The following is a 25,026-nucleotide window of genomic DNA, read 5'->3' as shown; positions in this document are numbered from 1 at the left end:
GACGGCGGGCGGCAGCGGGCGTGCCGGACCGGAAGGCTTCGCCGGGCTACTGTTGAACCACCATGAGCGACTGGATCCTGTACCTGCTGATTGGGGTGGCCCTCGCGTTTGCCATCTCAAGCTGGTGGGGCGTGCGCAAGCTCAAGGCCCTGCACATCCGCAGCACCGTAGGCGCCGACGCGCACGAACCTGGCCTGGCCCGGCAGCGCGTGGCCGTAGTCCTCAACCCCATCAAAACCCGCGCGGGCGAAGCGAAAGGCATCATCCAGCGGGGATGTCTGGCGGCGGGCTGGGAGAACCCCGTCTTCTTCGAGACGACGGCGGAGGACCCCGGCTATTCGCAGGTCAAGGCGGCCCTGGCGTACAAGCCCGACGTCGTCCTCGTCGGCGGCGGCGACGGCACAGTCCGTGTGGTGGCCGAGTCCCTCGCGCATACGGGCGTGGCCATGGGACTCATCCCGCTGGGCACCGGCAACCTGCTGGCACGGAACGTCGACCTGGACGTCAACGACCTTCACGCCAGCGTCAATACTGCGCTTTTCGGCCGGCAACGGTACATCGACACCGCCCGGATGAGCATTGAAAACTCCTGGACCGGGGAATCAACCGAACACTCGTTCCTGGTGATCGCGGGCATCGGCATGGATGCCGAAATCCTGGCCGACACCAATGCCGGACTGAAGAAGGCCGTGGGATGGCTCGCATATACCGAGGCCGGCATGCGGCATCTCCCGGGACCCAGGAAGAAGGTCACGATTTCCCTGGACGGCAGTCCGGGGCAGGTCCGCAACATCCGCAGCGTTCTGTTCGCCAACTGCGGCCTGATCCCCGGCGGCATCGATTTCATACCCCAGGCCATGATCGACGACGGCATGCTGGACGTAGTGGTGATGAGCCCCCGCAGTGCCGTCGGATGGCTGCTGATGTACGTCAAAATCATGTTCAAGCACACCGGGAAGCTGCCCGACATGACCGTTTACCGCTCCGGGAAAGTGGTCATAAAGTGTCCGGAACCGATGCCCATCCAGCTGGACGGCGACACCTCCGGCGAGGCCACCAAGCTCACGGTCCAGGTGGAGCCGCGGTCTCTCTTGATCCGGGTCAAAGGGGAGGATTAGCGGTCAGTTGCGGCTGCGTTTGTGCTCCTCGGCAGCTTTGGCGGCGGCATGGGCCTCGGACTGCTCGCGGATCATGGCTTGTTCTTCTTCAAAGCGCAAGCGATCGGCACGGTCGGCGTCGTCGCCGTCCCAGTCCTGGTTGTCGGCAGTGGGCCGGGGGTTGACGATCATCCCCTGGCCGTCGTTTTCGGTGCCGCTGGTGGTCATGACGCGCTCCCTTCGCTAGGGGCCATCCCCCATGTGGATCAGGCAAGCATACGCATTGTCAACAGCCCGCGAAAGTACTTCAGGGGGCATTTGCGTACGCTTTGGGCGAAGCGGGCAGGACCGTTTTCGGCGCCCTGTCATGCAGGCCGGAGAATGCCCTCCACCCACTCCCGCGCTGCGCGAAACGCCTGGTCAGCTGTGTGCGGTTCCACCACTGCGCGTTGCATGTCCGCGCGGGGATATGACCCGAGGAAGCGCGTGGCCGGGCTGAGGCGGTGGAGCCCGGCCAAGGCATCGGCCATCCGCTCGTCGCCCACGTGCCCGTCGGCGTCGATGCTGAAGAAGTAGTCCCCCAGGAACTGTCCGGTGGGCCGGGACTCAATACGGCTGAGGTTTACGCCGCGGCTGGCAAACTGGTCCAAGATCTCCATCAGGGCTCCCGGACGGTCCTCCGGAAGCGGCACCACAACGGTGGTTTTGTCCGCTCCGGTGCGCGAGGGCAGCGCGCCCGGGCGGCTGACCAGGATGAAGCGCGTCACGGCCTCCGGGTTGTCACCGATGTCCTCCGCCAGAACGGTCAGCCCGGGCTGTTCCCGGGCTACCAGGGGAGCGCAGATGGCCGCGTCATAATGGCAGGCCTCGTCCAGGAGCCCCATTGCCGAAGCGGCAGTGGATGAACCGGGTACATATTCCGCTGATGGGATATTCCTGTCCATCCACAGCCGGCACTGCGCCCAGGCATGGCCGTGGGTTGACACCCGGCGCACGTCCGCCAGCCCGACCCCCGGCCTGGCCACAAGCACGAAGCTGATGGGCACCAGGACCTCGCGGATTATCCGCAGTTCCTTGCCGCCGGCGATTGCGTCCAAGGTAGCGGTAACGCCGCCCTCCACCGAGTTCTCTATTGGGACCATGGCAGCAAACGCCGAACCGTCACGCACTTTATCCAGGGCAGCATTGACGTTCGACGACGGCACGCGGGTAGCCTGCGCGGCATCCGGCACCTGCATGAGGGCAGCCTCGGTGAAGGTACCCGCGGGCCCGAGGAAGGCATAGGTCACGGAGGACTCGGACATGAATATTCCTCGCCTACAGCACCATCGGTTTCAGCCCGTTGTCCGAGACGAGGGGCTTGCCGGCTTCCAGCCACATGTCCATGCCGCCGGAAACGTTAATGGCGGTGTAGCCCTGGCCCGTGAGCCATTGCGCCACGCGGAAGGACCTGCCGCCGGTGCGGCAAATGACGTAGACGTCCTCGTCAGGGTCGAGTTCCTCCAGACGGCCCGGAAGCTGGTCCATGGGAATGTGGAGGGCGCCCTCTGCATGCCCTGCCACCCATTCGTAATCCTCACGGACGTCCAGGATGACCGCATCATCGGGGATGTCGTTGACGGGAACGTTGTCGAAATCGCTCATGGTGATTCCTGCCTTCGCGGATCGGGGGTCGCTTTAAGCCTAGTGCTTTACCTCCCGGAGGGGCTTGCGCGCAGCCAAGTTAAGCTTCTGTGTGAACCCAAGGAGGAAAGTTGCTTCCTGAACACCGCGTCCTGGCCGCAGCCGGAGGCCGAGGCCGAACGGGCCGCGGCCATCCTGCCCTGGCCGCGGGCTCCCGTGGCTGAACTCCACGAACTGCCCGCAGTGGCCCTCCGGGACCAGCTGCGGCAGGGGAAGGTCTCAGCAGCGGAGGCGGCAGCCCATTTCCTGCAGCGGATAGACCGGCAGAACGTCCCCCTGGGCGCCTTTGTCACCGTGACGGCGGACCAGGCGATGGAGCAGGCCCGCTCCGCCGACTCACTGCGGTCCCGGATTCCGGCCGGGGAGTTGCCCCTCCTGCACGGCATGCCCTTGGCTTACAAGGACCTGACCGACGTGGAAGGCGTGCCAACCACGCACGGCAGCGCCGCGGTGGACCACAAGCCGGCCCTCAGCGACGCACCACTGGTGGCCCTGCTCCGTAAAGCGGGGGCTATTTCGCTGGGCAAGACCCAAGTGCCCGAGTTCGGGTTGACCGCCTACAGCGAAAACCGGATCGCGCCGCCGTCGCGCAATCCCCATGCCCTGAGCAGGAGCTCGGGGGGATCCTCCGGCGGCAGCGCGGCTGCTGTGGCCGCCGGGCTGATTCCTTTCGCGCCGGGGACCGACGGCGGTGGATCTGTCCGGATTCCCGCTGCAGCCTGCGGACTGGTGGGGCTCAAGCCCGGCCGGGGCCTGGTCCCGGCCGGGGAAAGCCTCGGGGATCCCGCCCGGCTGGTGGTGGCCGGCCCCATCGCAAGGACCTCCGCCGATGCCGCACTTATGATGGACGCCCTGGTGCCCGCCGGGCCCTCCTCCGCAATGTCCACGCCCGCTGCACGCACGCGCGGCATGCCCGGGGATGTTCCCGAAAAGGACGGCGGCTACCTCGCGGCGTTGAAGCAGGAACCAGCGAAGCTCCGAATCGGGATTACGCTGGACAGCCCGTGGTCCGGGACGTTTCCTTTCAGCCCCGAGCAGGAAGCGCTGGATGCCCTCAATGCGGGCATCCGCCTGCTTGAACATGCCGGGCATTCCCTCGGCGAGGCTTCCATCCGCTATGACAACCGCTACCCGGACGCCTTCACGACGGCCTGGACTGCGGCAGTGGGGACGGCCAGGATCAGCCCGCACCGTGAGGCGCTGCTGGCTCCCCTGACCCGCACCTTCCGGCGTCGGGCACAGCAGCGCAGCCCGGCGAAACTCGCTGAATCCCTGGCCTTCCTGCGGCAGTTCCAGCACGATACTGTGGCGCAGTACGCCCGGTGGGACCTGATGCTGATGCCGGCGCTCGCGCAGACGCCGCGTCCGGTGGGCTGGTTCACCGGCATGCACGGCGGCGACCGGTGGCCCGCGGCCCAGTGGCCGGGGGACGCCGACGGGGACTACCGCAAGCAGTGCGAGTACGCGCCATGGTCCTCCGTGGTCAATGTCTGTGGCCTGCCGGCCGTCACCCTTCCTGTCCACTGGACCGGAGGAGCACCCGGCCAGGGGTTGCCGATGGGCATCCAACTGGTGGGGCCGGCCGGTTCCGAGGCCCTCCTGCTCCAGGTGGCCAATCAGTTGGGGTACTAAAAGCCGCGTGGATCCAGGTGGCCAATCAGTTGGGGTACTAAAAGCCGCGTGGAGGGCTTGTTGAGCTGGATCTAACACCCGCTTAATGCTCCCGTAACCGTGCGGGACCAGACTGGCAGAGTCCGCCCGGCTTTCGCTTCCCTTATCCGGCTATCACTCAACGAGGAGTTGCCGACCATGAATGCTGAACACTCCCGCGCCGCTGCCAGCGAAACACCCCACGGAGCGAACCCGGCCAGGCCGGACCTGAACAACGCCACCATCCGGGAGGACCTGGCCGAGAGGGGCCGCTGCGGCATGGTCCACCTGCCCACTGGACGGACCTGCCTCCTGCCCCTCCGGCATCATGGCCCGTGCGAGTTCCACCGCCCGCAGGAGGCCGAGGACGTGATCACGGCGGACAACCACCCTTCGGGCATGACTGAACAGTGACGCTGCAGAGGCTTTGCGCAAAAGGTGTCGACTCCCCACGGAAACGGGAGGACGATTAAAGGGCAGTCACTGTAAGGAGGTCTGTGATGTGCTATTCATCCAGCAAGGACTTCGGGTGGGGCGATAGGAAGGAAACCCGCCGCCGGCCTGAAGCCAAGCAGGACACCCCGGAAACCCCGATAGAGACGCCGGAGAAGACAGTCAAGGCGCAGGACTTCACGTTCTGGGCTTTCCCGGCCTGGTGGAAGACACCGAAGCCCGGCACCACCTCTGCTGAACGGCGCAGGGAGAGGGTATGACGCTGGCGCAAAGTCCGTGGAAAAGTCAACGGAGGGGTCTTCGCTGAGGGCCCTTCCGCTGTCTTCCGGACGCGGTCCCGGCGAAACCCCTGACATTGCGGACGACCTTTGCCGCCGAACCGCGGCGGGAAAGTGGGGTCCGCCGCCGTATTGACAACGCACTGGCCCCGCGGATCGCAGCCCGCCCCGGACGGCACTGTTACCCGGTGGACTCTTGTGGCGGCCGAAGCGGGTGAGCTGACGGCCGTCGAAGAGCGAAAATGGAGCGCCGGGGCTCAGCGGGACTGGCGTTGTGCCTGCCGAACCCCGCCCGCTAAGGTGGCATTGTAAGCATGCTTAGCATTTTGGAAGGGGACACGAATGAGTGCTGGACAGTACACGCCGGGGCCTGAGGGGCAGCCGGAGCCGAGTGGTGAAGGAATGCCGCCGGCGGACCGAACCGGCACTGCGGCTGCGCCGAATGCGCGGCCGGCCAGCGGCTCGCCCGTTACCCCCAGTCCTACAACACGTACCCCGGCGGCTGCGGAGCAGCCCCGGGTGACGCGCGCAGGGGTGGTGTGGGCTGCCGTGGTGGCGGCCCTGGTGATCCTGATCCTGCTGATCATCTTCATCCTGCAGAACCAGGACCAGGTGGTGGTCCGCTACTTCGGGCTGGAAGGAATGGTCCCGCTGGGCATGGCCCTGTTCATCGCCAGCGTGACCGGCGGCGTCCTCGTTGCGATGGCGGGCGGCGCCCGCATCCTCCAGCTGCGCAGGAACGCCCACCGCGCGAGGGTCCAGCAGCGGAGGTAGCGCGCGGAGGGGCCAGGTCACCCCGCGCCCAGGCTCCGATACTTCGCGGACCGCGCGGCAACGAGGCCTGGAACGGGAAGGCCGGCGAGCGAGCCCAGCTCATACTCGATGGCCTTTGCCATGCGCTGGCAGAATTCGCGCGGCTCCAGGGAGGCGTCGTCCCGCTCATCCACGATGTGGTCCACGAGGCCGTTGGCGTACAGCGATGCGACGTTCACGCCCTGCGCCTGGGCCATCGCGGGGGCATGTGCCGTTGTGCGGTGCACGATGGCGCTGGCACCCTCGGGAGGCAGCGGTGAGAGCCAACTGTGCTGCGCCGCAATGGTCCGGTCCGCCGGCAGCAGCGCCAGCGCCCCTCCCCCGGCGCCCTGGCCGAGCAGCACGGAGACCGACGGGGCGGCCAGGCCAATGAGTTCGTGGAGCGAGCGCGCGATCTCCCCTGCCAGCCCGCCTTCCTCCGCATCCTGCGAGAGCGCCGCACCCGCCGTATCGATGACTGTGAGCAGCGGCAGCCGCAGCTCCTCGGCCAGCTTCATGCCGCGGCGCGCTTCCCGCAGGGATCCGGGCCCCATGCCGGCAGCGTCCCTGCGGAGCGGCCGGGCGTGGCCCAGGACGATGCAGGACTGGCCGCCGAAGCGGGCCAGGGCCAGCAGCAGCCCCGGGTCCTTCTCCCCCTGGCCCGTTCCGTTGAGGGGCAGGGCATCCACTGCGCCGTATTTCAGGAGCTGCCGAAGGTCAGGACGCCGGGGACGCCGGGAGATGCCGATCGATGTCCACGCATCCACGGGAGCAGGCCGGACGCCAAGCGTCGCGGGCTTCGCCGGAACGCCGGCCCGCTTCGCGCACAGGATGTCCAGGGCCCTGGCCACCAGGTCGGCGAGGTCGGCAGGCTCCACCACGCCGTCGATCAGTCCCTTGTTGAACAGGTTCTCCGCTGTCTGTACGTTCTCCGGGAAGGCTTCGCCGTGCAGGGCCTCGTAGACCCGGGGGCCGAGGAATCCCAGGAGGGCTCCGGGCTCTGCCACGTTGATGTGGCCGAGGGATCCCCACGAGGCCATGACGCCGCCGGTGGTGGGGTGCCGCAGGTAGACCAGGTAGGGAAGGCCGGCCTGGCGGTGCGCCCGCACGGCCCCGGTAATTTTCACCATGGACAGGAAGGCCAGTGTCCCTTCCTGCATCCGGGTGCCCCCGGACGCAGGGCCGGCCAGCAGCGGCAGCCCCTCAGCCGTGGCCCGCTCGACGGCGGCCACGATCCGCTGGGCCGCCGCGTGGCCGATCGATCCCGCCAGGAAGGAAAACTCACTGACGATCACCGCCACCCGGCGCCCCCGGATGAGCCCGGCGCCCGTGATCACGGACTCGTCCGTACCGCTCCGGTCCCTTGCCTTGGCGAGGTCGCGGAAGTACTCCCCGGACAGCGGCGGCTCCTGCACCGGCGTGTCCCAGGAGACGAAGGAACCCTGGTCCACCACGTTGTCCAACAGTTCGGCGGCGCCCAGGTGCCGCACTTTTTCCGTCGTCGCCATGCTATTTCGCCCCCGCGGCTACGGCACCGAGGCCTAGCCACTCGCGGATGGCCTGCCCGTCCTCGTCCAGCAAGGGCGGCGCGTCGTGTTGGGTGACGGTGGTTTCCGCAGCGTCACCGGCGGCAAAGAACCTCAGCGGCGGCCCGGGCAGGCTGACCTTGCCGAGCAGCGGGTGGTCGACGTCAACTACCAGGCCCTGGGACGCAACCTGTTCCCACGCATACACCTCGTCAAGCGAGCGCACCTTCCCTGCGGGGATCCCGGCGTCGTTCAGCTTCTGCAGCAGCTCTGCTGCCCCGTAGCCGGCAAAGACGCGTTCGACGGCGGCAATCACGCCGGAGCGGTTCCCCACCCTTTCGGCGTTGCTGGCAAAGCCGGGCGCCGCCGCGTCCAGGCCGAAGGCCGCGGCGAACGAGGCCCACAGTTTTTCGCTGCCGACGCTGATCTGCACGCTCCCGTCCCGGCAGGCAAAAAGGCCATAGGGAGCAATGGACGGATGGTGGTTGCCCTGCGCCTGCGGAACTTCCCCTGCCACCGTGGTGCGGGTGCCCTGGAACGCGTGCACCCCGATCAGTGATGCCAGCAGTGAAGTCCGCACTACCTGCCCGCGGCCGGTCCTGTCCCGTTCAACCAGCGCCGCCACCACTCCGAAGGCCCCGTTCATGCCGGAAAGCAGGTCGGCAATGGGAACCCCGACGCGCTGGGGGTCGTCCGGCCCTGACCCCGTGAGGGACATGAGCCCGGCCTCGCCCTGCAGGATCTGGTCGTAGCCGCTGCGCCGGGATTCCGGCCCGTCGTGGCCAAACCCGGTGATGGAGAGGATTACCAGGCGCGGGTTGATTTCGTGCATGGCGGCCGTGGAGAAGCCCAGCCTGTCCATCACCCCGGGACGGAAGTTCTCGATCACCACGTCGGCGCGCTCCAGCAGCCCCCGCAGCACCGCCTGGCCATCTCCGCTCTTCAGGTCCAGGCTGATGGATTCCTTGTTGCGGTTGCAGGACATGAAGTAGGTGGACTGGGGGTCCTCAGGGGGGCCCACGAAGGGCGGGCCCCAGCCGCGGGTGTCGTCCCCGGTGCCGGGGTTCTCCACTTTGATGACGCGGGCGCCCAGGTCCGCCATCATCATGCCGGCATGCGGTCCGGCCAGGGCCCGGCTCAGGTCCACCACGAGGTGGCCGGACAAGGGTCCTTGCGTACTGTCGGTTCTGCTCATGCGCTGGTTCCTTTTCTGGTGGAACGGGAAAGGCGGGTGCGGAGGTTACGTGGCTAGAGCCATCCGGGGACCACCAGGGCGAGCCAGGCAAGGACGGGCCCTGCGACGATGACGATGCCGCTGTAGCCCAGGATCTGCTTGTAGAACCGGTCCTTGTCCACGCCCTCGGGCGCGTTGGCCAGGACCAGCGCACCGTTGGTGGAGAAGGGCGAAACGTCCACGATGGTGGAGGCAACTGCCAGGGCGCAGATCACGCCGACCGCTCCGATTTCGCCGGTGGACAGGAACGGCACCGCAAGCGGGATGAGTGCGGCGAGGATGGCAGTGGACGATGCGAAGGCGGAGACCACGGCACCGATGAAGCAAATGAGCAGGGCCGCCAGCAGCGGCATGCCCAGGCCGGCCACGCCGTTGGAGACGAACTCGATGGTTCCGGCTTCCTCCAGCACTCCGACGAACGTCAGCATGCCGCAGATCAGCAGCACGGTGGACCAGCTGATCTTGTTGATGGCGCCCTTCTGGGCAGCGGGCGAGACGAGTGCCACCACGATGGCAATGGTGATGGAGACAAATCCGACGTCCACCTTGAAGCCGAGGGCGATGACGGCCAGGGCGATGAGCCCGGCGATGGTCACCAGCTGCGGGACGCGCTCGGAGCGCTCCTTGGTGGCTGCCACGCCGTCGCCTGCCGGATCCCGGGGTCCGTACATGCCGGAGCCGAAGCCCTTGAAGGGGACGTCGCCGGACTTGGCCCCGACGCTGACCGCCATCCGCGCTTCGGCTGCCTGCTCCACGAAGTGGCTCACCTTGGAGGACAGCAGTGCACGGCCGCCCAGGACCACAAAGAGCACCAGGGCGATCACGAGGTTGAAGACGAGGCTGGACAGGAACAAGGCGGTGGGGCTGAAGTCCAGGTCGGTTTTGGCGAGGATGCCGTTCACCGTGACGCCGTATACGGCGATCGGCGAGAACCCGCCTGCCTGCGCTCCGTGGATCACCATCATGCCCATGAGCAGGGGCTTGATCCTGTACTTCCCGGCGAAGCTGAGGGCGATCGGGGCAATGATGGCGACGGCGGCCGGAGACAGGGCGCCGACGGCCGTGATGACGGCGGTGATGGCGAACATGACCCAGGGAATCAGTGCTACGCGGTTGCCCACCAGGCGCACGGCGCCCCTCACCAGGAGGTCGATGGTGCCGTTGTTCTGGGCGATGGCGAAGAGGTACGTGACGCCGACGATGGTCAGGAACAGGCCGCCGGGGAAGTTGGCCAGGATGTCGCTGGTGGACATTCCCAGCACAACGGTACCCAGCAGGAAGGCGCCCACGAATGCAAGGGCGCCCATGTTCAGGGGCAGGACGGTGGCGAGCAGGAACATCGCCGCGAGGATGATGATGGACAAAACAGGAGCGGACATCGTTGGTCCTCCGTTGGACGAAAGTGTGACGTGAGTTACTGGCTCACTGGACTAGCCTCCTAGAGACCGAGTCTATCTGTCAATAGGAGAAGGCTGTATTGTGGAGGGACCGACGACGTAGCGAGGGCTTTGTGGAGAAGGCATCACGGCTGGGACTGGAACGAATCACGCGGCCCCGGCTGTACGAACAGCTCGTGGAGCAGATCCTGTCCTACATCGAGTCTGCCCAGCTGCGGCCCGGCGACCTGCTGCCGGCCGAGCGCGACCTTGCCGAACGCCTGGGGGTTTCGCGCGCCACGCTCGCGCAGGCCCTCGTTGCCCTTGAAGTGCTCGGGGTTATCGACGTGCAGCACGGTACCGGCGCCGTCCTGGCCCGGCGGCCCAGCGTGGCCTCGGTCATCAAGGGCCTGCGGGAGCACCAGAGCCGGCTGCCGGAAATCGTGGAGGCGCGCAGCACCCTTGAAGTGAAGCTTGCCGCCCTCGCCGCTGTCCGGCGTACCGATGAAGACCTGGCTGCCATCGACGAGGCGCTTGAGGTCATGGCGAAGGAGATCAGCGACGGCGACCGCGGAGCCCGCGGCGACGAGCTCTTCCACCAGGCGATTACGGCGGCAGCGCACTCCTCGGTGCTGGCGCAGCTCATGGCCTTCATCGCAGAAATGATTTTGGAGACCAGGATGGAATCCCTCGGCCAGCCGGGCCGGCCCGAGCAGTCCCTCGCCTCCCACCGCAAGATCGCCGATGCCGTCAGGGGGCAGGATGCCGAAGGCGCCGCCGAAGCCATGCTTGCCCACATCGAGCTGGTCTCGGACGTGGAGCTGCTCCGCTGACGCGCGGGTAGCGCGCGCTTATTGACCCCGCCGGGCGGCGGTTTTACACTCTGGACATCGCATCCTGCTTCCGGCTCAAAATCGCCGGCAGTTCCTCATCACAGGCGCCTGACGCCTTCCATATCTTCCTTATCCCCGGGGGCTTAGCCCCTTAAGCGGAAGAGCACCGACGATGTCCACAGTCCATGAGAACACCAGGGAACTGGCGGTACAGCAGGCACTGCACGAGCTGCGCGGGAAGCTGTCCGGATCCCTGATCGAGCCCCATGACCCCCTGTACGAAGAAGCCCGGCGGGTGTGGAACGGCATGGTCGATCTCCGGCCGCGAGCCGTCGTCCGGGCCGGGGCCATGCCGGATATTGACGCCGTTCTGGACGCAGTGCGGCGCACGGGGTTGGCGTTGGCCGTCCGCGGCGGCGGCCACAATGTTGCAGGACACGGCACTGTTGACGGCGGGCTGGTCCTGGATCTGGGCCAGCTCAAGCGCGTCCAGGTCTACGCCGGCAGCAAACTGGTGACCGTTGAACCCGGAGCCACCCTTGCCGACGTCGACCGCGAAACTGCCGCCCACAACCTTGCCGTCCCCCTGGGAGTGATCAGCGGAACAGGCGTGGCAGGACTGACGCTCGGCGGGGGCGTGGGCTGGCTGACGCGGTCAAGCGGCCTGAGCCTGGACAACCTGGAATGCGTGGACATCGTCACCGCCACCGGAGAACACCTGCACGCCGCCGCCCACGAGAACCCGGAGCTGTTCTGGGGCCTGCGCGGCGGCGGCGGAAACTTCGGCGTGGTGACGTCCTTTACCTTCCATGCCCGCGCGCTGCCGCCGGCCCCGCTGGGCGGGAACCTGTTCTACCGGCGGGAACACTGGCGGAACGCCCTCCTTGCCTTTGCCGACTGGACCCGGAACCTGCCCGATGAAATGAACCCGATCGTCTCGTTCCTGGTCTTCCCTGCGGAATTCGGAATGGGCAGCGACCCGTGGATGATCATCGGGTTTGCGTGGGTCGCGGAGGACCACGAGGCCGGGCTCGCCCTTGTCGACCGGCTCCGGGCCGGCGCTCCGCCCGACGAAGAGGAAGTTGGCCCCACCTCCTGGCTGGACTGGCAGAGCGCCATGGACAGCGTCTTTCCCAAAGGCTCGCGCGGTTACTGGAAGAACGTCTCCTTTTCCCGCCTCGATGAGGAGTCGGTGGATGTCCTGCTGGGTTTCGCCTCCGAGCTTGCGTGGGAAGGCACCGGCATCGATATCCACCATATGGAAGGGGCGTTCGGACGGGTACCTGACGATGCCACGGCGTTCCCGAACCGGTCTGCCCGGTATTGGCTGAATGTCTACGGGTTCTGGCGCGATCCCTCCGAGGACGAGCGGCTGACCGCGTTCGCCCGCAGAGCACACGGGCTCATGCAGCCCTTCGCAGAGCACGGGGAGTACGTCAATTTCCTGGGTGCGGAAGTCGGGCTAAAGGGGCCGGATTCCGCCCGCGCGGCGTACGGACCGGAGAAGTTTCAGCGGCTGTCAGCCCTGAAGGACCGGTACGACCCCCACAACATCTTCCGCCTTAACCACAACATCCCGCCGACGCAGGCTCCGCGAGGCTGAACGCACGGCGGCGTGAACGCACGGCGTAAAGGCACGGTTTAAACGCACGACGGCGGCCCGGGCGCGGGAGCGCCGGACCGCCCCAGCGGCTGGTTCAGGCGGTTGGCCTGGCCCATGACTGGGGTTCAGTACATGTAGCCCGAACCGCTGGTGGTGCCGGCTATGGTGAGCCCGATGATGGCGAGCAGCCAGAGCGCGCCGTAGCCCAGCAAGCACAGGTAGCCCAGGACCAGGCCGGCGATGGACATGCCCCTGCCCGCCGGTTCCCGCTTCAGCGCCATGTGTCCGGTGATGATCGCGGCGACCTGCGGCAACAGGATCCAGCCCATGATGACGGAGGCGATGCCGCACACCATGCTGGCAATGCTCAGCGTTTTCGGCTCCGCCTGCATGCCGTAGTACGCCGGCTGGCCATAGGGGCTGGCAGGCTGGCCGTACGGGCCCGGCTGCTGGGCATAGGGGCTCGGCTGCTGGCCGTACGGCGTCGGGTACCGCCCCGGTTCGCCGTAGGCGTTCTGACCGGAAGCGCCCTGCCCGTAACCGCCCTGCCCGTACTGCGGCTGCGGTGGTGTCCCGCCGGCGGAGGGCGCGGCGAAACGGGGCGGCTCAAAGCCCGACGGCGCCGCGGACTCGGGCTGCCCGGATTCGGGACGCTGGCTGGGCTGGTCGGACATGGTTTTCCCCCTTGGATTTTGTTCCAGCCTACTCCCGGCCGGTTGGGGGATCTATTGTCCCCAGTAGGGCAGGACGTACACCGCAAAGATCACAAAAGCGGCAAGGAGGGCAAGCCTTCCTGCGCCGGCGGCTCCGTGCTGGCGCGCCGCCGAGCCGGCACCGTGCCGAACCGAATTGTGCCGAACCGAATTGTGCCGAGCCGAATTGTGCCGCCGGACCGGGCCAAGTCCGGCCGGCGTGGTCCCGGAGGGGTTCCCCCGGACCACCGGACGGGACGGCGAGCCCGCCCTCGGGGCAACACCTGCTGGCCCTGCTTCATCAGTTGCTGCCGTTCCGGCGGGCGGAACTGCGGTTCCGGGCCGTACGCTCCGCAGCGCCGTGATGCCGGCTTCCTGTTCGTGGGTCAGCTCCTGGCCGAGGTGTTTGTACAGACCCTCCACGGCCTGCTGGTCCAGGACCGGAGGCAGGGCTTCTATTGCCCCCACGACGCGGCCGGTTCCGGCCACTGCAACATCCGAGTTCGTCACGCCGAAGAGGTCCGGCTGGGCAGCCATGCAGATCAACGGACGCACCAGCCTCCGGTGCGTCGGGGGAACCACGGACGTCACGGCGGCGCACTGGGCCAGGGCCCCCTCCACAGCCTGGGTCCGGGCGTATCGCCCCTGCCACAGCACGCCGGAGGCAACACGGACCTCCCCGGTCCAGTCCTTGCAATCCACCACAACCACGCCGCCCGGCCCCACCAGGACGTGGTCCAGGCTTGCCTTGGGCCGGCCCGGCCAGTGGACATCATGCAGCACGTGCCAGCCCAACGGAACCAGCTCGCCCAGCTTCTCGGCCAGCGCCGTCGCGCCCTCGGCGCCTGCGTCCTCGGCGCCTGCGTCCCACGGCTTCGTGGAACGCTCCGCTTCGTCGAGCCGGCGCTTGAGCCTGGCCACCCTCTCCGCGGCCAGCCTGGACTGCTCGGCTGCCCCGTCTCCTGCCCCCATGGCGTCCCTGCTTCCCTGCCGGAAGGACGACGGCGGCCGCCCGCCGTCGTGCCTTGCTTCCATACGTTTTGCCGGATTTTTTCGAAGGTAACAGGGCACGCAGGCGGCGGTATATAAGTACTTTCCGGGGCAGTACTCAGGTTGACTACTCGCTTGATGACGTTATTCCGTCACAGGCCGGACACACCGGCCGCATTCCGGACGGATCGTTTTGACTCCGGCCCCCGTCTGGCATGCTGGTGGCATGGCTAGCCGCGCGGGCACAGTTGCCCAACCCCAGGACCTTGTTGACATCACTGCGCTCCTCGATGCGTACTACGACATCACGCCGGATCTGGGTGATCCAGGCCAGCGCGTGGTGTTCGGAACCTCCGGGCACCGCGGCTCCAGCCTCAAGGCGTCCTTCAACGAGAAACACATTGTTGCCATCACCCAGGCGATCGTGGAATACCGTGCAGGGCAGGGCATCACCGGTCCGCTGTTCCTGGCCAAGGACACGCACGCCCTGAGTGAACCTGCGCAAAACTCCGCACTTGAGGTGCTGGCAGCCAACGGCGTCCAGGTCCTCGTGGATGCCCGGCACGGCTACACCCCGACGCCCGCCCTGAGCCACGCCATCCTCACCTACAACCGGAAGGCCCCGGCCGGCGCCCCCCAGGCGGACGGCATCGTGGTCACCCCCAGCCACAACCCGCCGGCCGACGGCGGCTTCAAGTACAACCCTCCGCACGGCGGCCCGGCCGATTCCGATGCCACCGGGTGGATCGCCAACCGCGCCAACGAACTGCTCGGGAACGACCTGCGCGGGGTGAAGCGAATTCCCGTCGCGGACGCACTTGCCGCGGATACCACCGGCAAGTTCGACTTCCTCAGCAGCTATGTTGACGACCTCCCGTCCGTGCTCAACCTGGACGCCATCCGCGAGGCCGGGGTCAGGATCGGTGCCGACCCCATGGGCGGGGCGTCCGTTGACTACTGGGGTGAGATCGGCGAGCGCCACCAGCTGGACCTGACCGTCGTGAACCCCACGGTGGACCCCCAGTGGGCGTTCATGACCCTGGACTGGGACGAAAAGATCCGGATGGACTGCTCCTCGCCGTCCGCGATGGCGTCGCTGATCAAGCGGATGTCCGACGGCGGGTCCGCCTTTGACATCGCCACGGGAAATGACGCCGACGCCGACCGCCACGGCATCGTGACACCGGACGGCGGACTGATGAACCCGAACCATTACCTCGCCGTCGCCATCGACTACCTGTACCGCAACCGCAGCGGCTGGAACCCGGCCTCGGTAGTGGGCAAGACCCTCGTCTCGTCCTCCATCATCGACCGCGTGGCGGAAAGCCTGGGCCGCAAGCTCGTTGAGGTTCCGGTCGGCTTCAAGTGGTTCGTGCCCGGCCTGCTGTCCGGCGAAGGCGCGTTCGGCGGCGAGGAATCGGCCGGCGCCTCCTTCAACAAGAAGGACGGCACCGTCTGGACCACGGACAAGGACGGCATCCTGCTGGCCCTGCTCGCCTCGGAGATCACCGCAGTTACAGGCAAGTCGCCCTCGCAGCTGTACAAGGGCCTGACGGACCAGTTCGGCGCGCCCGTCTACGCCCGCATTGACGCCGCAGCCACGCGGGAGCAGAAGTCGGCACTCGGCAAGCTGTCGTCGTCGGACGTCACGGCGACGTCCCTGGCCGGGGAACCCATCCTGGCCAAGCTGACCGAGGCCCCCGGCAATGGCGCGCCCATTGGCGGGCTGAAGGTGGTCACGGAGAACGCCTGGTTTGCCGCCCGCCCCTCGGGCACCGAGGACGTCTACAAGATCTACGCCGAGTCCTTCAAGGGCGAGGAACACCTCAAGCAGGTCCAGGCGGAAGCCAAGGCCTTGGTGGACAGCGTTATCTCCTAGGCGGCTCTTCGGTTTCCGGCAGGGCCCACAGGCGCAGGATGCGCCGGACGGTGCGGTCACCGTCCGGCGCCATGTCCACCAGTGCAATACGGTCAAGCACGACGGCGTCGCCCGGGTTGAGCCGTTTGCCGCCTTGGTGCGAGACATGCGGCCGGTAGCCTGCCATCGTGTGGGCCGGCGTCAGGATTGTGCCGCCCAGGCTGCCCGCCGCAGCGACCAGCTGCTCGTGCAGGGCCTGCAGGTCCGGCTGGGGCTGGATGAGGTTCACGGGCACGGAGCCGTTCCGGCCGAAGCCTGCGTCCTCACCCACGGTCAGCCGGGCGCCCAGGGCGGCCATCGCCGGGCCCTCAGCAAGGCCGGCGATGCGCTCGGCCGCGTCGGCACTGTCCGGGGCGTCGGCGTCGAACCTCACCAGGGTGATGTGCAGCGGCCATTCGCTGCGGGGGAAGACCAGCCCGTCCGCCACCGGCTCGACGAACGCCACCAGGATGAGGTTCCGCATCGGCATAGCCCCAGTCTGCCACCGCCCCTGCCGACGCTCTCTCACTTAATGCGGCTTAAGCGCCATCGCTCTCTCAGGGGTGAGAGAGCGATGGCAGAAAAGGCGCATTAAGTGAGAGAGCGTCCCGGGGGTTAGACGGTGCGGACGACGTCCTCGTAGGCGAACTTGGGCTTGGCTTCGCCCCAGGCGTCTTCGGCAGGCTGGCCGATGTTGACCACCAGGAAGCTCTTCTGGTCCCCGGCGGGGAAGAACGCTGCGTCGATCGCGCCAAAGTCGGCGCCCGTCATGGGGCCGGCGGCGAACCCGAGGGAACGGACGGCCAGGATGAAGTAGCCGGCCTGCAGGTGGGCGTTGTTGTTGCCGGTGGCGGCGGCGAGTTCCGGGTTGGCGTCGTACATGGCCTTGGGGGCGTTGTAGCCGGGGAGGAAGGCGTCCCACTGCCCTGCCCAGTCGGTGTCGTAGCTGAGGATTGCCACCAGCGGGGCGGAAGCCGTCTTGGCGCGGTTGCCCGGCATGAGGGCCTCCACCAGCTTGGCGCGGGCCTCATCGGAACGGACGTAGGTCACGCGCAGCGGCTGGGAGTTGAAAGCGGTGGGGCCGAACTTGGTCAGCTCGTAGATTGCCTGCGCCTGATCCTCGGTCACCTCTCCGGTGAAGGAGTTGGCGGTGCGGGCCTGGGCGAAAATGGCGTCGACGGCGGCCGAATCGATAACCGCTTCTTCGTGGGCAATTGTCATGGGCTTACCTTTCGCTGCGCCTCCCCGCTTACCGGGGCGGCCTTGTTGCTTTCCATAGTTGCAACTTCAACCAGTCCGTCCCTCTTCCCGTGACGGCGGGTGACGTCCGCCACAGCAGGCCGCAACGCGGCGCTGGCGGTATCCTTGTCCCAGTTAATCTTCGCCCTCCGCGGCACCCCCGAAAGCCCCCGAAAGGCCTCCGCCATGAGCATGCTCGGAATCAAATGGAAGCTGCACGGCACCGGAAAGTCGATTAAGCCGGGCCACGTGGTGGCCCCGGATGAGCGGCTGGCCTGGCCGCTCACCATCGGCGTGGGCATGCAGCACGTGGTGGCCATGTTCGGCGCCACGTTCCTGGTGCCCATCATCACAGGCATGCCGCCTGCCACCACCTTGTTCTTCTCCGGCATCGGCACACTGCTTTTCCTGGTGATCACCAAGGGCCGGATTCCCAGCTACCTGGGCTCAAGCTTCGCCTTCATTGCCCCCATCATGGCGTCCCAGCAGCAGTTCGGCATTCCCGGGGCACTGGGCGGCGTGGTGCTGGCCGGCGCGGCCCTGGCCCTGGTGGGCGCCATTGTGCAGAAGTTCGGCGCAGGCTGGATCAACCGGCTGATGCCGCCCATCGTCACGGGCGCCATCGTGGCGCTGATCGGCCTCAACCTTGCCCCCGCCGCAAAAAACAACTTCGACGCCGCGCCCGTCACCGCCGTCGTCACGCTGGCCACCATCATCCTGGTCAGCGTCCTGTTCCGCGGGATCCTTGGCCGCCTGAGCATCCTGGTGGGCGTAATAGCGGGCTACCTCGTGGCCATGCTGCGCGGCGAAGTGAGCTACGCCAAGATGGATGCCGCCGCGTGGATCGGCCTCCCGCAGTTCCAGACCCCTGAATTCCACCTGGGCGTCCTGGGCCTCTTCGTGCCGGTGGTGCTGGTACTCGTGGCGGAGAACATCGGCCATGTGAAGTCCGTGGCCGCCATGACAGGGCAGAACCTCGACGACGTTTCCGGCCGCGCGCTGATGGCCGACGGCGCCGCCACCGTCCTGGCAGGCTTCGGCGGCGGCTCCGGCACCACCACCTACGCCGAGAACATCGGCGTCATGGCAGCCACCAAGGTGTATTCGACGGCGGCCTACTGGGTTGCCGGCATCTTCGCCATCCTGTTGAGCTTCTCCCCGAAATTCGGCGAGCTGATTGCCACTGTCCCGCCGGGCGTCCTGGGCGGAGCGGCCACCATGCTCTATGGAATGATCGGCATCCTGGGCGTGAAGATCTGGGTCCAGAACAAGGTCAATTTCTCGAATCCGGTCAACCTGACCACCGCCGCCGTGGCCCTGATCATCGGCATCGCGGACTACACCTGGACCATCGGTGACCTCAAGTTCACGGGCATCGCCCTGGGCTCGGCAGCGGCCCTGGTGATCTACCACGGCATGAAGGCCATAGCGAAAGCCAGGGGCACCGCGGCCGAGCCCGAGACGGAACAGGCCGGCCTTCCACCCGCCGTGAAGGCAGCCGTCAACGCCGCCGCCAAGCGGACACCCAAGAAGCGCTAGGCCTTCTTAAGGGACGGCGGCTCGGCGGGCAGGCCGGCCGGATGGCCGGCCTGGAAATGCCTATGCCCGAACACCGGTCCTGGCTGGGGCCGTTTGGGAGCCAGCGGGGCCGCCGCCGGGTGCCTGACCTGGCGGACGGCCCAGGGAACAAGGTATTCACGGGCCCATGCCAGGTCCTCGGCCCGGGCTGCCTTCCAGCTGCGCGGCGGGAGCGCCTTGGGCCGCATCGGTTCAAGGCTGTGGGGAACGGCCAGGGCCTCCAGCACCCCTATGGCTATGGTGTGGTGGCCCAGCGGCGAGAAATGCAGGCGGTCAGGATCCCACATGCCTGGTCCAGTGAGGTCGCGCAGGCACCACAGGTCAACCATGACGGCGTTGTGCCGGGCGGCCACTATGTACAGGTTCTCGTTGAAGATGGCCACCTTGCCGCGTATCTTGCCGAAGACCGGGGTGGCGCCCCAATCGGGACCGGCAAAAAGGACCACGGTGGCCCCGGAGCGGGCGAGCTGCTCCACGCCGGCGTCGATCTTCTCGGCAAGCTTGTCCGGGTCGCTGCGGCGGAACACAATGTCGTTTCCACCAGCGGAGAGCGTCACCAGGTCAGGCTTTGCGGCCAGTGCCGGGCCCACCTGCTGATCCAGGATCTCCCGCAGCCGCCGGCCCCGGATGGCGAGGTTGGCATAGGCAAAATCCGGCCGCCCAACGCTGAGTTCCTCGGCCACGCGGTCGGCCCAGCCCCGCAGCCCGCCCTGGTTCTCCGGCTCGGGATCGCCCACCCCCTCGGTGAACGAGTCGCCGAGGGCCACAAAGCGGTGCCAGGGATGCTGTATGGCTCCCGACGCCGGCTCCTCGTGCTTCTGCGCGGTCATGCCGTCCTCCCTTCCGCAGGATGAGGTGTGTCCTTGCCCCGTCCGGCCTTCCGGCCGCCCGGTTTTTCCGCCTGCTGGTCCAGCTCGGCAGGAGGCAGCAGGCGGAAGTCCGCCACGCCGTCGGGCGTTCCCTGCCTCAGCCCCGTGGGCTCCCTGCCGGAATCCCCGGCCCTGGGGCTCTCCCGGGCGGAGCCGGGCACAACCACGTTCAGGGCTGCGTCGCGCAGGTCGAGTTCGTGGTGCAGAGCCTGGTTCTGCAGGAATCGAAGGGCCCCCTCGCGGCTTAGCCCGTACTCATCCATGAGGCTGCGCACCGCCAGGTCCACCAGGACCAGGGAGCTTTGCACGACGGCGATCCCCGCCGTTGCCTCGGCGCGCTCCGCCACCCGCACCACTACCCGCAACGCGCGCGCCAACTGCTGGGCGTAGCTCCTGCTGCGGAGGAGGTCGTCACTTGTGAACGTGTGGGGAAAGGCCGCGTACAGGTTGATGGCGGCGCTCGTTCCGCCCTCGGATGCGATGGGTATGGACAGGAGCGACTGCACCCCGTGGCTGGCGGCCGCACTTGCGTACCCGGGCCAACGCCGGTCGCGGCTGACATCGGACAACAGCACAAACTCGCCGCTGCGGATGGCCTCCATGACCGGACCGTCGGCGAACGAGCACTGTTCGCGGTCAGCCTCGCGCGCCTTTTCCGTTCCCGCGGCGACGGTGCGGGCCTGGCCCAGGCGGAAAAGGGTGGCTGCCCAGCTGATGCCGCGCTGTTCGCCCTTGATGTCCGCCATGAAGTCACGGGTGACTTCCCAGAGGTAGGTTTCGACATCCTTGCTGTCAAATACCTGTTCCGGGGGTACTGGAAGGGGTCCCCAGCCGAGCTGCCCTGTTGGTTCAGCGGCCATGATCCACGCCTTGGTTGAAGCGCTCCGGCCTACTGCAAAACCTGTTTTCTAAGACTACTCCCCCGACCGGTCGAAAGGAGGGGGAGCCGTCCCGGAACGCTAACCCGCCGGCAGCGTGGAGCATATCGCGGCGGCAGAGCGAAGGCTGCGGGGCCAGCCACACTTCGCAGCTGCGGCTGCCGGTTGACTGGTCACTGATGACGACGGCGAACGCGGGCTCGGCCTGCGCGGCAAGGCCCGCGAGGGTTACGGCAAGTTCCGCCGGACGGTTGCATGTGGGCGGCAGGACGTCCCGGCACGCCGGAGGCCTCCGCCCTGCGGTTCCCCGGGGAACCACGGGGCGGAGGCCTCCATGCGAACTAACTTTCCCAACGCTCGCGGGAGGCCGCCGCGGACGGCCCCGGAGCGTGCTTAGCCGGCGCTGAACTCCTCGCCGTCGTCGTCTTTCGGCGACTTCTCCTGGGGCAGGTCATTGCCGCTGCCGTCCGGAATTCCGGCAGCTTCCTGCCCAGGCTCGGACGAGACCGGGGCGGATCCCCGGGAGTCGTCGTTGGACTCGTCGATCTCGGCGGCGCTGGAAGGAAGGTCCATGTCGTGGGGTACCGGATCCCCGCCGGCCTCCGACTGGGGCTCGTTCGTCTCCACGCTGCCCGGGGCGCCTTGGGCTCCGCCCATTTCCTGCTCAGCGGTGGGGGTGCCGTAGCCGCCCGGGTCCGTTTCGGGCTGCGCGTGCTGGTTTTCCTGCGTCATGGTTTCCTCCTGTTGTCTGTTCGGATGAAGCTGGTCTGCTGGGTCGCGTACGGTTTGGGGCCCGGGCTTAGAGCCCCTTGCCCCCGGTTACCGGCAGGACTGCCCCCGAAATGTAGGATCCGTCCTCGGAGGCCAGCAGCACATACGCCGCGGCAAGTTCGGCCGGCTGGCCTGCCCGCCCCAAAGGGGTATCCTGGCCGAATTTCGGGAGCTTATCCGGCCACTCCGTTGCCGGGATCAGCGGGGTCCAGATGGGGCCGGGCGCCACAGCGTTGACGCGGATGCCCTGGGGACCAAGTTCCTGCGCGAGCGCTTTGGTGAACGCCACCTGCGCGGCCTTGGTCATGGCGTAATCAATGAGGCCCGGCGACGGGTTGAAGGCCTGGATGGATGCCGTGGTGATGATGGACGCGCCCGGTTTGAGGTGCGGTACCGCGGCCCGCGCGGTCCAGAGCAGCGAGTAGAGGTTGGTCTTGAAGACGCGGTCGAATTCCTCGGTGGCCAGGGACTCCAGGCTCTCGCGGTTCTTCTGGTAGGCCGCGTTGAGCACCACCACGTCCAGCCGCCCAAACCCGGACACGGTTTCCCCGGCAATGCGCGTGCTGAATTCCTCCTCGCGGCCGTCTCCGGCAAACAGGAGGACGCGCTGGCCCGCCTTGCGGATCCAGTCCGCGGTGTCCTGCGCATCTTCCTCCTCTTCCGGGAGGTAGGAAATGGCCACGTCGGCACCCTCACGGGCAAAGGCAATGGCGGCGGCCTTGCCGATTCCGGAATCACCGCCCGTGATGAGGGCCGCCTTGCCCTGAAGCTTCCCGTGCCCCTCGTAGCTCAGTTCGCCATGGTCGGGCTTGGGTTCCATCGGCGCCGTGAGGCCGGGCTGCTTCTGTTCCTGCTCCGGGAACGGACCCGAGTGGTAGCCGCCCCGCGGATCCTTTGGCTGGTCTGTCTGCTTGCCTGTGTCGCTCATAGTCCGCCTGCTCACTGTGTCGGTTTTCGAAGAGCTCCGCTGTGCACCGGTCCTTCGAAGCTATCCCGGCCGGAGGAGCAAAGTCCACCGTTCGGTGCGAATATAATCAGTAAACTTACCAAATGTTGGGGCGGGTGCAACGCCAGCCTTGCTTCTGGATCGGGGAAGAGTAGAAAGGGAACTAAGAGGCTGGCAGTGAAGGAGAAGCAGTGTCCGAGGTGGAGGATTACACAGGCCGATCGGGCCGGAACGAAACCCGCGAGGAACAACTGGACCGCAACTGGGCAGAACTGCTGCAGGAGTTGCGGGTGCTGCAGATGGGCGTTCAGATCCTTGCCGGCTTCCTGCTGACCCTCCCCTTCCAGCAGCGGTTTGAGGATCTCGACGATTTCCAGGTCAACCTCTACCTGGCCAACGTGGTGATTGCGGCCCTCACCACCGCACTCATCCTCCTGCCGGTGAGCGTGCACCGGCGGCTGTTCCGAAAGCGGCTCAAGGAAACCCTGGTGTCCAGCGGCGATTCGATCGCCAAGATGACCCTTGCCGGAATCGCGCTCCTGAGCGCGGGTACGGCTGCGCTTGTTTTCGATGTGGCCGCCGGCCGCTCGGCCGGCCTTACTGCAGGCGGGGCGCTGATGGCGGTGATGGTGGTCCTGCTGGTCTACATCCCTATGCATTTGAACAGGCGCGCCACTGAAGACACGGCGCCCCATGGCTTGAAGGGAGGCTAACAATGAGCAGCAAATGGATGAGGGAACACGGGCTGCTCCTGGTGAATGCGGGCCTGTTCCTCGTGTTCTTTGCGGGCATGATCCTGACCGGCGCGGCGAACTACAGCCAGGAGCAGCAGGCGCACGGGGAAGCCGCTGTATCAGTTCTGGCATTCCTGGCCACGGGCGACTTCGTCGAGGCCACCTTTGAGAACTGGGAATCGGAGTTCCTGCAAATGGCCATGTATGTGGTCCTGACTGCCTTTCTGTTCCAGAGGGGCTCTTCCGAGTCCAAGCCTGTAGGCAAGGACGCGCCACAGGACGAGGACCCGCGCCAGGCGGCCACCAAAAAGGCCACCCCCTGGCCGGTGAAGCGCGGCGGCGCAGTCCTCAAGGTCTACGAGCACTCGCTGTCCATCCTCCTGTTCCTGCTGTTTGTTGGCTCGTTCACCGCGCACGCCTTCGGCGGCGCCGCGGCGTACAACGAGGAACAGGAAAGCCACGGGGAGGCGGGCGTCTCGGTCATTCAGTACGTGGGCACCAGCCGCTTTTGGTTTGAATCCTTCCAGAACTGGCAGAGCGAGTTCCTGGCCGTCGCCGTCCTGGTGGGCGCGTCCGTCTATCTGCGGGAAAAGGGATCGCCGGAGTCCAAACCCGTTGCAGAGCCGCATTATGAAACCGGCACCTGAGCCGGGCACAGCCGAAAGGAATCTGCCGGCGAACCATCATGGGAACCGCCCCTGCTGGTGGCGGCGGCGCAGCACCACTATCGTTTAGCCCTTAGGCGCCCTCGAGTACCTGGCTGGTTGCCCGGGCCAGGTATTTGGCGGCGTTTCCCATCGCATCCTGCGGGCTGGGCGCCACGTCCAGCAGCTGTGCGGCAGCCACCACACCATGGTGGGCAAGTTCTTCAGGCGTGACCAGGATCCTGCCGGCCACCACGATCACCGGGATGCCGCGCTCCCGGGCTGCGTCCGCGAGCGCGATGGGCGCTTTTCCGGTCAGTGACTGCGAGTCCATGGATCCTTCGCCGGTGATGACGAGGTCTGCCTCACCCAGCTGTCCGGCCAGCCCGGTCAGCCCGGCAACAAGCGAGAAGCCGCCTTCCAGCGCGGCGTCGGTGAAGGCAAGGAACGACGCCGGGAAGCCACCGGCGGCGCCCGCCCCGGGGACGTTAACGTTCCGGCCCGTGGCTTCGCGCAGGACGGACGCCCAGTTGCGGAGGCCGGCGTCGAGCAGTTCCACGGTGTCCGGGTCCGCGCCTTTCTGTGGCGCGAAGACGTGCGCGGCACCTTCGGGTCCGTAGAGGGGGTTGCGTACGTCGACGGCGATGCGGAAGGCTGTGGCGGCAAGCCGCGGGTCCAGCCCGCTCGTGTCCAGCGCGGCGACGTCCGCGAGTGAACCGCCGCCCAGGGGCACCACGTTCCCCGCGGAGTCCAGCGGCTTCAGGCCCAGGGCACGCAGTGCCCCGCTGCCGCCGTCGGTCATGGCCGAGCCGCCGAGGCCCAGCACGATCTCGTTGGCGCCGGCATCCAGGGCTGCCGCAATGAGCTGCCCGCACCCGTAGCTGTGGGCCCGGAGGGCGTTGGCCGGGGTGGGTTCCATCTCCGCAAGGCCGGAGGCCTGGGCCGTTTCAATGACGGCGGTAACCCTGCCGTCGTCGGCCTTGCTGATGGCCCAGGCGGCGCCGATTGGCGCAAGGATGGGGCCCACGACGGCGTTGAGGCGCTCCTCGTAGCCCGCCGAAACCGCCGCCTCCAGGGTCCCCTCGCCGCCGTCGGCAATGGGGAACTGCGTGGCGACGGCGTCAGGATAGACCCGCAAAGCACCTTCGGCGATGGCAGCCGCCGCCTCGGCCGCGGTCAGGGAACCCTTGAACTTATCCGGAGCAATAAGAATGCGCATGCGCTCCATCATGCCAGCAGCTGATAGGAAAGCGCTTGCCCGAT

The 25,026-nt window shown here is 67.2% G+C and carries 26 protein-coding genes; 11 read left to right on the top strand and 15 right to left on the bottom strand.

Annotated elements, in window-relative coordinates; all coding sequences use genetic code 11:
* The first annotated feature begins 62 nt into the window (after window positions 1–62).
* Window positions 63–1,118 carry a diacylglycerol kinase family protein gene (locus SMD14_RS01350; protein ID WP_321215047.1) on the top strand — a complete coding sequence of 352 codons (1,056 nt, stop codon included), beginning with the start codon at window positions 63–65 and terminating at the stop codon, window positions 1,116–1,118.
* Between the two features lie 3 nt (window positions 1,119–1,121).
* Here the strand turns inward: SMD14_RS01350 and SMD14_RS01345 are convergent, their stop codons facing one another.
* From SMD14_RS01345 to SMD14_RS01335, 3 genes are all read right to left on the bottom strand, one after another.
* Complete coding sequence (locus SMD14_RS01345; RefSeq protein WP_157239781.1) at window positions 1,122–1,325, bottom strand: hypothetical protein; 204 nt, start codon at window positions 1,323–1,325, stop codon at window positions 1,122–1,124.
* Between the two features lie 137 nt (window positions 1,326–1,462).
* A complete protein-coding gene (gene pheA, locus SMD14_RS01340) occupies window positions 1,463–2,401 on the bottom strand; it encodes a prephenate dehydratase (RefSeq protein ID WP_157239782.1) in 939 nt (312 codons plus the stop codon).
* 13 nt (window positions 2,402–2,414) lie between these two features.
* Entirely contained in the window at window positions 2,415–2,741 is a 327-nt protein-coding gene (locus SMD14_RS01335; protein WP_157239784.1) for a rhodanese-like domain-containing protein, read from the bottom strand.
* 195 nt (window positions 2,742–2,936) lie between these two features.
* Here SMD14_RS01335 and SMD14_RS01330 point away from each other — a divergent pair, with 195 nt between their 5' ends.
* The 4 genes from SMD14_RS01330 (at window position 2,937) to SMD14_RS01315 (ending at window position 5,935) form a co-directional block, all read left to right on the top strand.
* A complete protein-coding gene (locus SMD14_RS01330) occupies window positions 2,937–4,412 on the top strand; it encodes an amidase (RefSeq protein ID WP_321215046.1) in 1,476 nt (491 codons plus the stop codon).
* Between the two features lie 177 nt (window positions 4,413–4,589).
* Entirely contained in the window at window positions 4,590–4,844 is a 255-nt protein-coding gene (locus SMD14_RS01325) for a hypothetical protein (RefSeq protein ID WP_321215045.1), read from the top strand.
* 86 nt (window positions 4,845–4,930) lie between these two features.
* Entirely contained in the window at window positions 4,931–5,143 is a 213-nt protein-coding gene (locus tag SMD14_RS01320; RefSeq protein ID WP_321215044.1) for a hypothetical protein, read from the top strand.
* Window positions 5,144–5,680: 537 nt separating this feature from the next.
* Entirely contained in the window at window positions 5,681–5,935 is a 255-nt protein-coding gene (locus SMD14_RS01315; protein WP_321215043.1) for a lipopolysaccharide assembly protein LapA domain-containing protein, read from the top strand.
* A 17-nt stretch (window positions 5,936–5,952) separates the two neighbouring features.
* Here the strand turns inward: SMD14_RS01315 and SMD14_RS01310 are convergent, their stop codons facing one another.
* Genes SMD14_RS01310 through SMD14_RS01300 form a run of 3 tightly spaced genes read right to left on the bottom strand, consistent with a single transcriptional unit; the run spans window position 5,953 to window position 10,092 of the window.
* Window positions 5,953–7,461, bottom strand: coding sequence for a carboxyl transferase domain-containing protein (locus tag SMD14_RS01310; RefSeq protein WP_321215042.1), 1,509 nt, complete (start codon window positions 7,459–7,461; stop codon window positions 5,953–5,955).
* A 1-nt stretch (window position 7,462) separates the two neighbouring features.
* A complete protein-coding gene (locus tag SMD14_RS01305; RefSeq protein ID WP_321215041.1) occupies window positions 7,463–8,674 on the bottom strand; it encodes a CoA transferase in 1,212 nt (403 codons plus the stop codon).
* A gap of 53 nt (window positions 8,675–8,727) precedes the next feature.
* Window positions 8,728–10,092 carry an SLC13 family permease gene (locus SMD14_RS01300; protein ID WP_157239794.1) on the bottom strand — a complete coding sequence of 455 codons (1,365 nt, stop codon included), beginning with the start codon at window positions 10,090–10,092 and terminating at the stop codon, window positions 8,728–8,730.
* A 131-nt stretch (window positions 10,093–10,223) separates the two neighbouring features.
* Here SMD14_RS01300 and SMD14_RS01295 point away from each other — a divergent pair, with 131 nt between their 5' ends.
* The gene (locus tag SMD14_RS01295; RefSeq protein WP_321215040.1) at window positions 10,224–10,922 is read left to right on the top strand and encodes a FadR/GntR family transcriptional regulator; all 699 of its coding nucleotides are present in this window, start codon (window positions 10,224–10,226) and stop codon (window positions 10,920–10,922) included.
* 172 nt (window positions 10,923–11,094) lie between these two features.
* The gene (locus tag SMD14_RS01290; RefSeq protein WP_321215039.1) at window positions 11,095–12,525 is read left to right on the top strand and encodes an FAD-binding oxidoreductase; all 1,431 of its coding nucleotides are present in this window, start codon (window positions 11,095–11,097) and stop codon (window positions 12,523–12,525) included.
* 125 nt (window positions 12,526–12,650) lie between these two features.
* On the opposite strand, the gene SMD14_RS01285 is transcribed toward SMD14_RS01290, so the two are convergent.
* A complete protein-coding gene (locus SMD14_RS01285; RefSeq protein ID WP_321215038.1) occupies window positions 12,651–13,199 on the bottom strand; it encodes a DUF4190 domain-containing protein in 549 nt (182 codons plus the stop codon).
* 51 nt (window positions 13,200–13,250) lie between these two features.
* Entirely contained in the window at window positions 13,251–14,252 is a 1,002-nt protein-coding gene (locus tag SMD14_RS01280) for an NERD domain-containing protein (protein WP_321215037.1), read from the bottom strand.
* 181 nt (window positions 14,253–14,433) lie between these two features.
* On the opposite strand from SMD14_RS01280, the gene pgm reads away from it, so the two are divergent.
* Entirely contained in the window at window positions 14,434–16,086 is a 1,653-nt protein-coding gene (gene pgm, locus SMD14_RS01275; protein WP_157239802.1) for a phosphoglucomutase (alpha-D-glucose-1,6-bisphosphate-dependent), read from the top strand.
* On the opposite strand, the gene SMD14_RS01270 is transcribed toward pgm, so the two are convergent.
* Both SMD14_RS01270 and SMD14_RS01265 read right to left on the bottom strand, forming a co-directional pair.
* Window positions 16,076–16,588, bottom strand: a complete 513-nt coding sequence (locus tag SMD14_RS01270) for a 2'-5' RNA ligase family protein (RefSeq protein WP_321216324.1) — start codon at window positions 16,586–16,588, stop codon at window positions 16,076–16,078. The genes pgm and SMD14_RS01270 overlap by 11 nt on opposite strands.
* Window positions 16,589–16,719: 131 nt before the next feature.
* Window positions 16,720–17,325 (bottom strand): malonic semialdehyde reductase, encoded by a 606-nt coding sequence (locus tag SMD14_RS01265; RefSeq protein WP_157239805.1) that lies wholly within the window; start codon window positions 17,323–17,325, stop codon window positions 16,720–16,722.
* A 204-nt stretch (window positions 17,326–17,529) separates the two neighbouring features.
* On the opposite strand from SMD14_RS01265, the gene SMD14_RS01260 reads away from it, so the two are divergent.
* Window positions 17,530–18,882: a solute carrier family 23 protein gene (locus tag SMD14_RS01260; protein WP_321215036.1), complete on the top strand. Its 1,353-nt coding sequence runs from the start codon at window positions 17,530–17,532 to the stop codon at window positions 18,880–18,882.
* On the opposite strand, the gene SMD14_RS01255 is transcribed toward SMD14_RS01260, so the two are convergent.
* The 4 genes from SMD14_RS01255 to SMD14_RS01240 form a co-directional block, all read right to left on the bottom strand.
* The gene (locus tag SMD14_RS01255) at window positions 18,879–19,751 is read right to left on the bottom strand and encodes an SGNH/GDSL hydrolase family protein (protein WP_321215035.1); all 873 of its coding nucleotides are present in this window, start codon (window positions 19,749–19,751) and stop codon (window positions 18,879–18,881) included. The two genes, SMD14_RS01260 and SMD14_RS01255, sit on opposite strands and share 4 nt — an antisense overlap.
* Complete coding sequence (locus SMD14_RS01250) at window positions 19,748–20,650, bottom strand: GAF domain-containing protein (RefSeq protein WP_321215034.1); 903 nt, start codon at window positions 20,648–20,650, stop codon at window positions 19,748–19,750. Before SMD14_RS01250 ends, SMD14_RS01255 begins: the two co-directional genes overlap by 4 nt.
* 411 nt (window positions 20,651–21,061) lie before the next feature.
* On the bottom strand, window positions 21,062–21,400 hold the full coding sequence (locus tag SMD14_RS01245; RefSeq protein WP_157239812.1) for a hypothetical protein: 339 nt from the start codon (window positions 21,398–21,400) through the stop codon (window positions 21,062–21,064).
* Between the two features lie 67 nt (window positions 21,401–21,467).
* Window positions 21,468–22,367 (bottom strand): SDR family oxidoreductase, encoded by a 900-nt coding sequence (locus SMD14_RS01240; protein WP_321215033.1) that lies wholly within the window; start codon window positions 22,365–22,367, stop codon window positions 21,468–21,470.
* 209 nt (window positions 22,368–22,576) lie between these two features.
* Between SMD14_RS01240 and SMD14_RS01235 the strand changes: the two genes are divergently transcribed.
* Together SMD14_RS01235 and SMD14_RS01230 are read left to right on the top strand one after the other, a co-directional pair.
* On the top strand, window positions 22,577–23,098 hold the full coding sequence (locus SMD14_RS01235; protein ID WP_321215032.1) for a DUF6328 family protein: 522 nt from the start codon (window positions 22,577–22,579) through the stop codon (window positions 23,096–23,098).
* Window positions 23,099–23,100: 2 nt separating this feature from the next.
* Entirely contained in the window at window positions 23,101–23,766 is a 666-nt protein-coding gene (locus tag SMD14_RS01230; protein WP_321215031.1) for a DUF6766 family protein, read from the top strand.
* 91 nt (window positions 23,767–23,857) lie between these two features.
* Here SMD14_RS01230 and SMD14_RS01225 read toward each other — a convergent pair whose 3' ends face one another.
* A complete protein-coding gene (locus SMD14_RS01225) occupies window positions 23,858–24,982 on the bottom strand; it encodes a glycerate kinase (protein ID WP_321215030.1) in 1,125 nt (374 codons plus the stop codon).
* Window positions 24,983–25,026: the final 44 nt, after the last annotated feature.

Origin of the sequence: Pseudarthrobacter oxydans, assembly GCF_034258515.1 — a bacterium.
Taxonomy (GTDB): Bacteria; Actinomycetota; Actinomycetes; order Actinomycetales; family Micrococcaceae; genus Arthrobacter.
The sequence above is the reverse complement of the archived record's forward strand: the minus strand, read 5'-3'. Positions and strand labels throughout refer to the sequence as shown.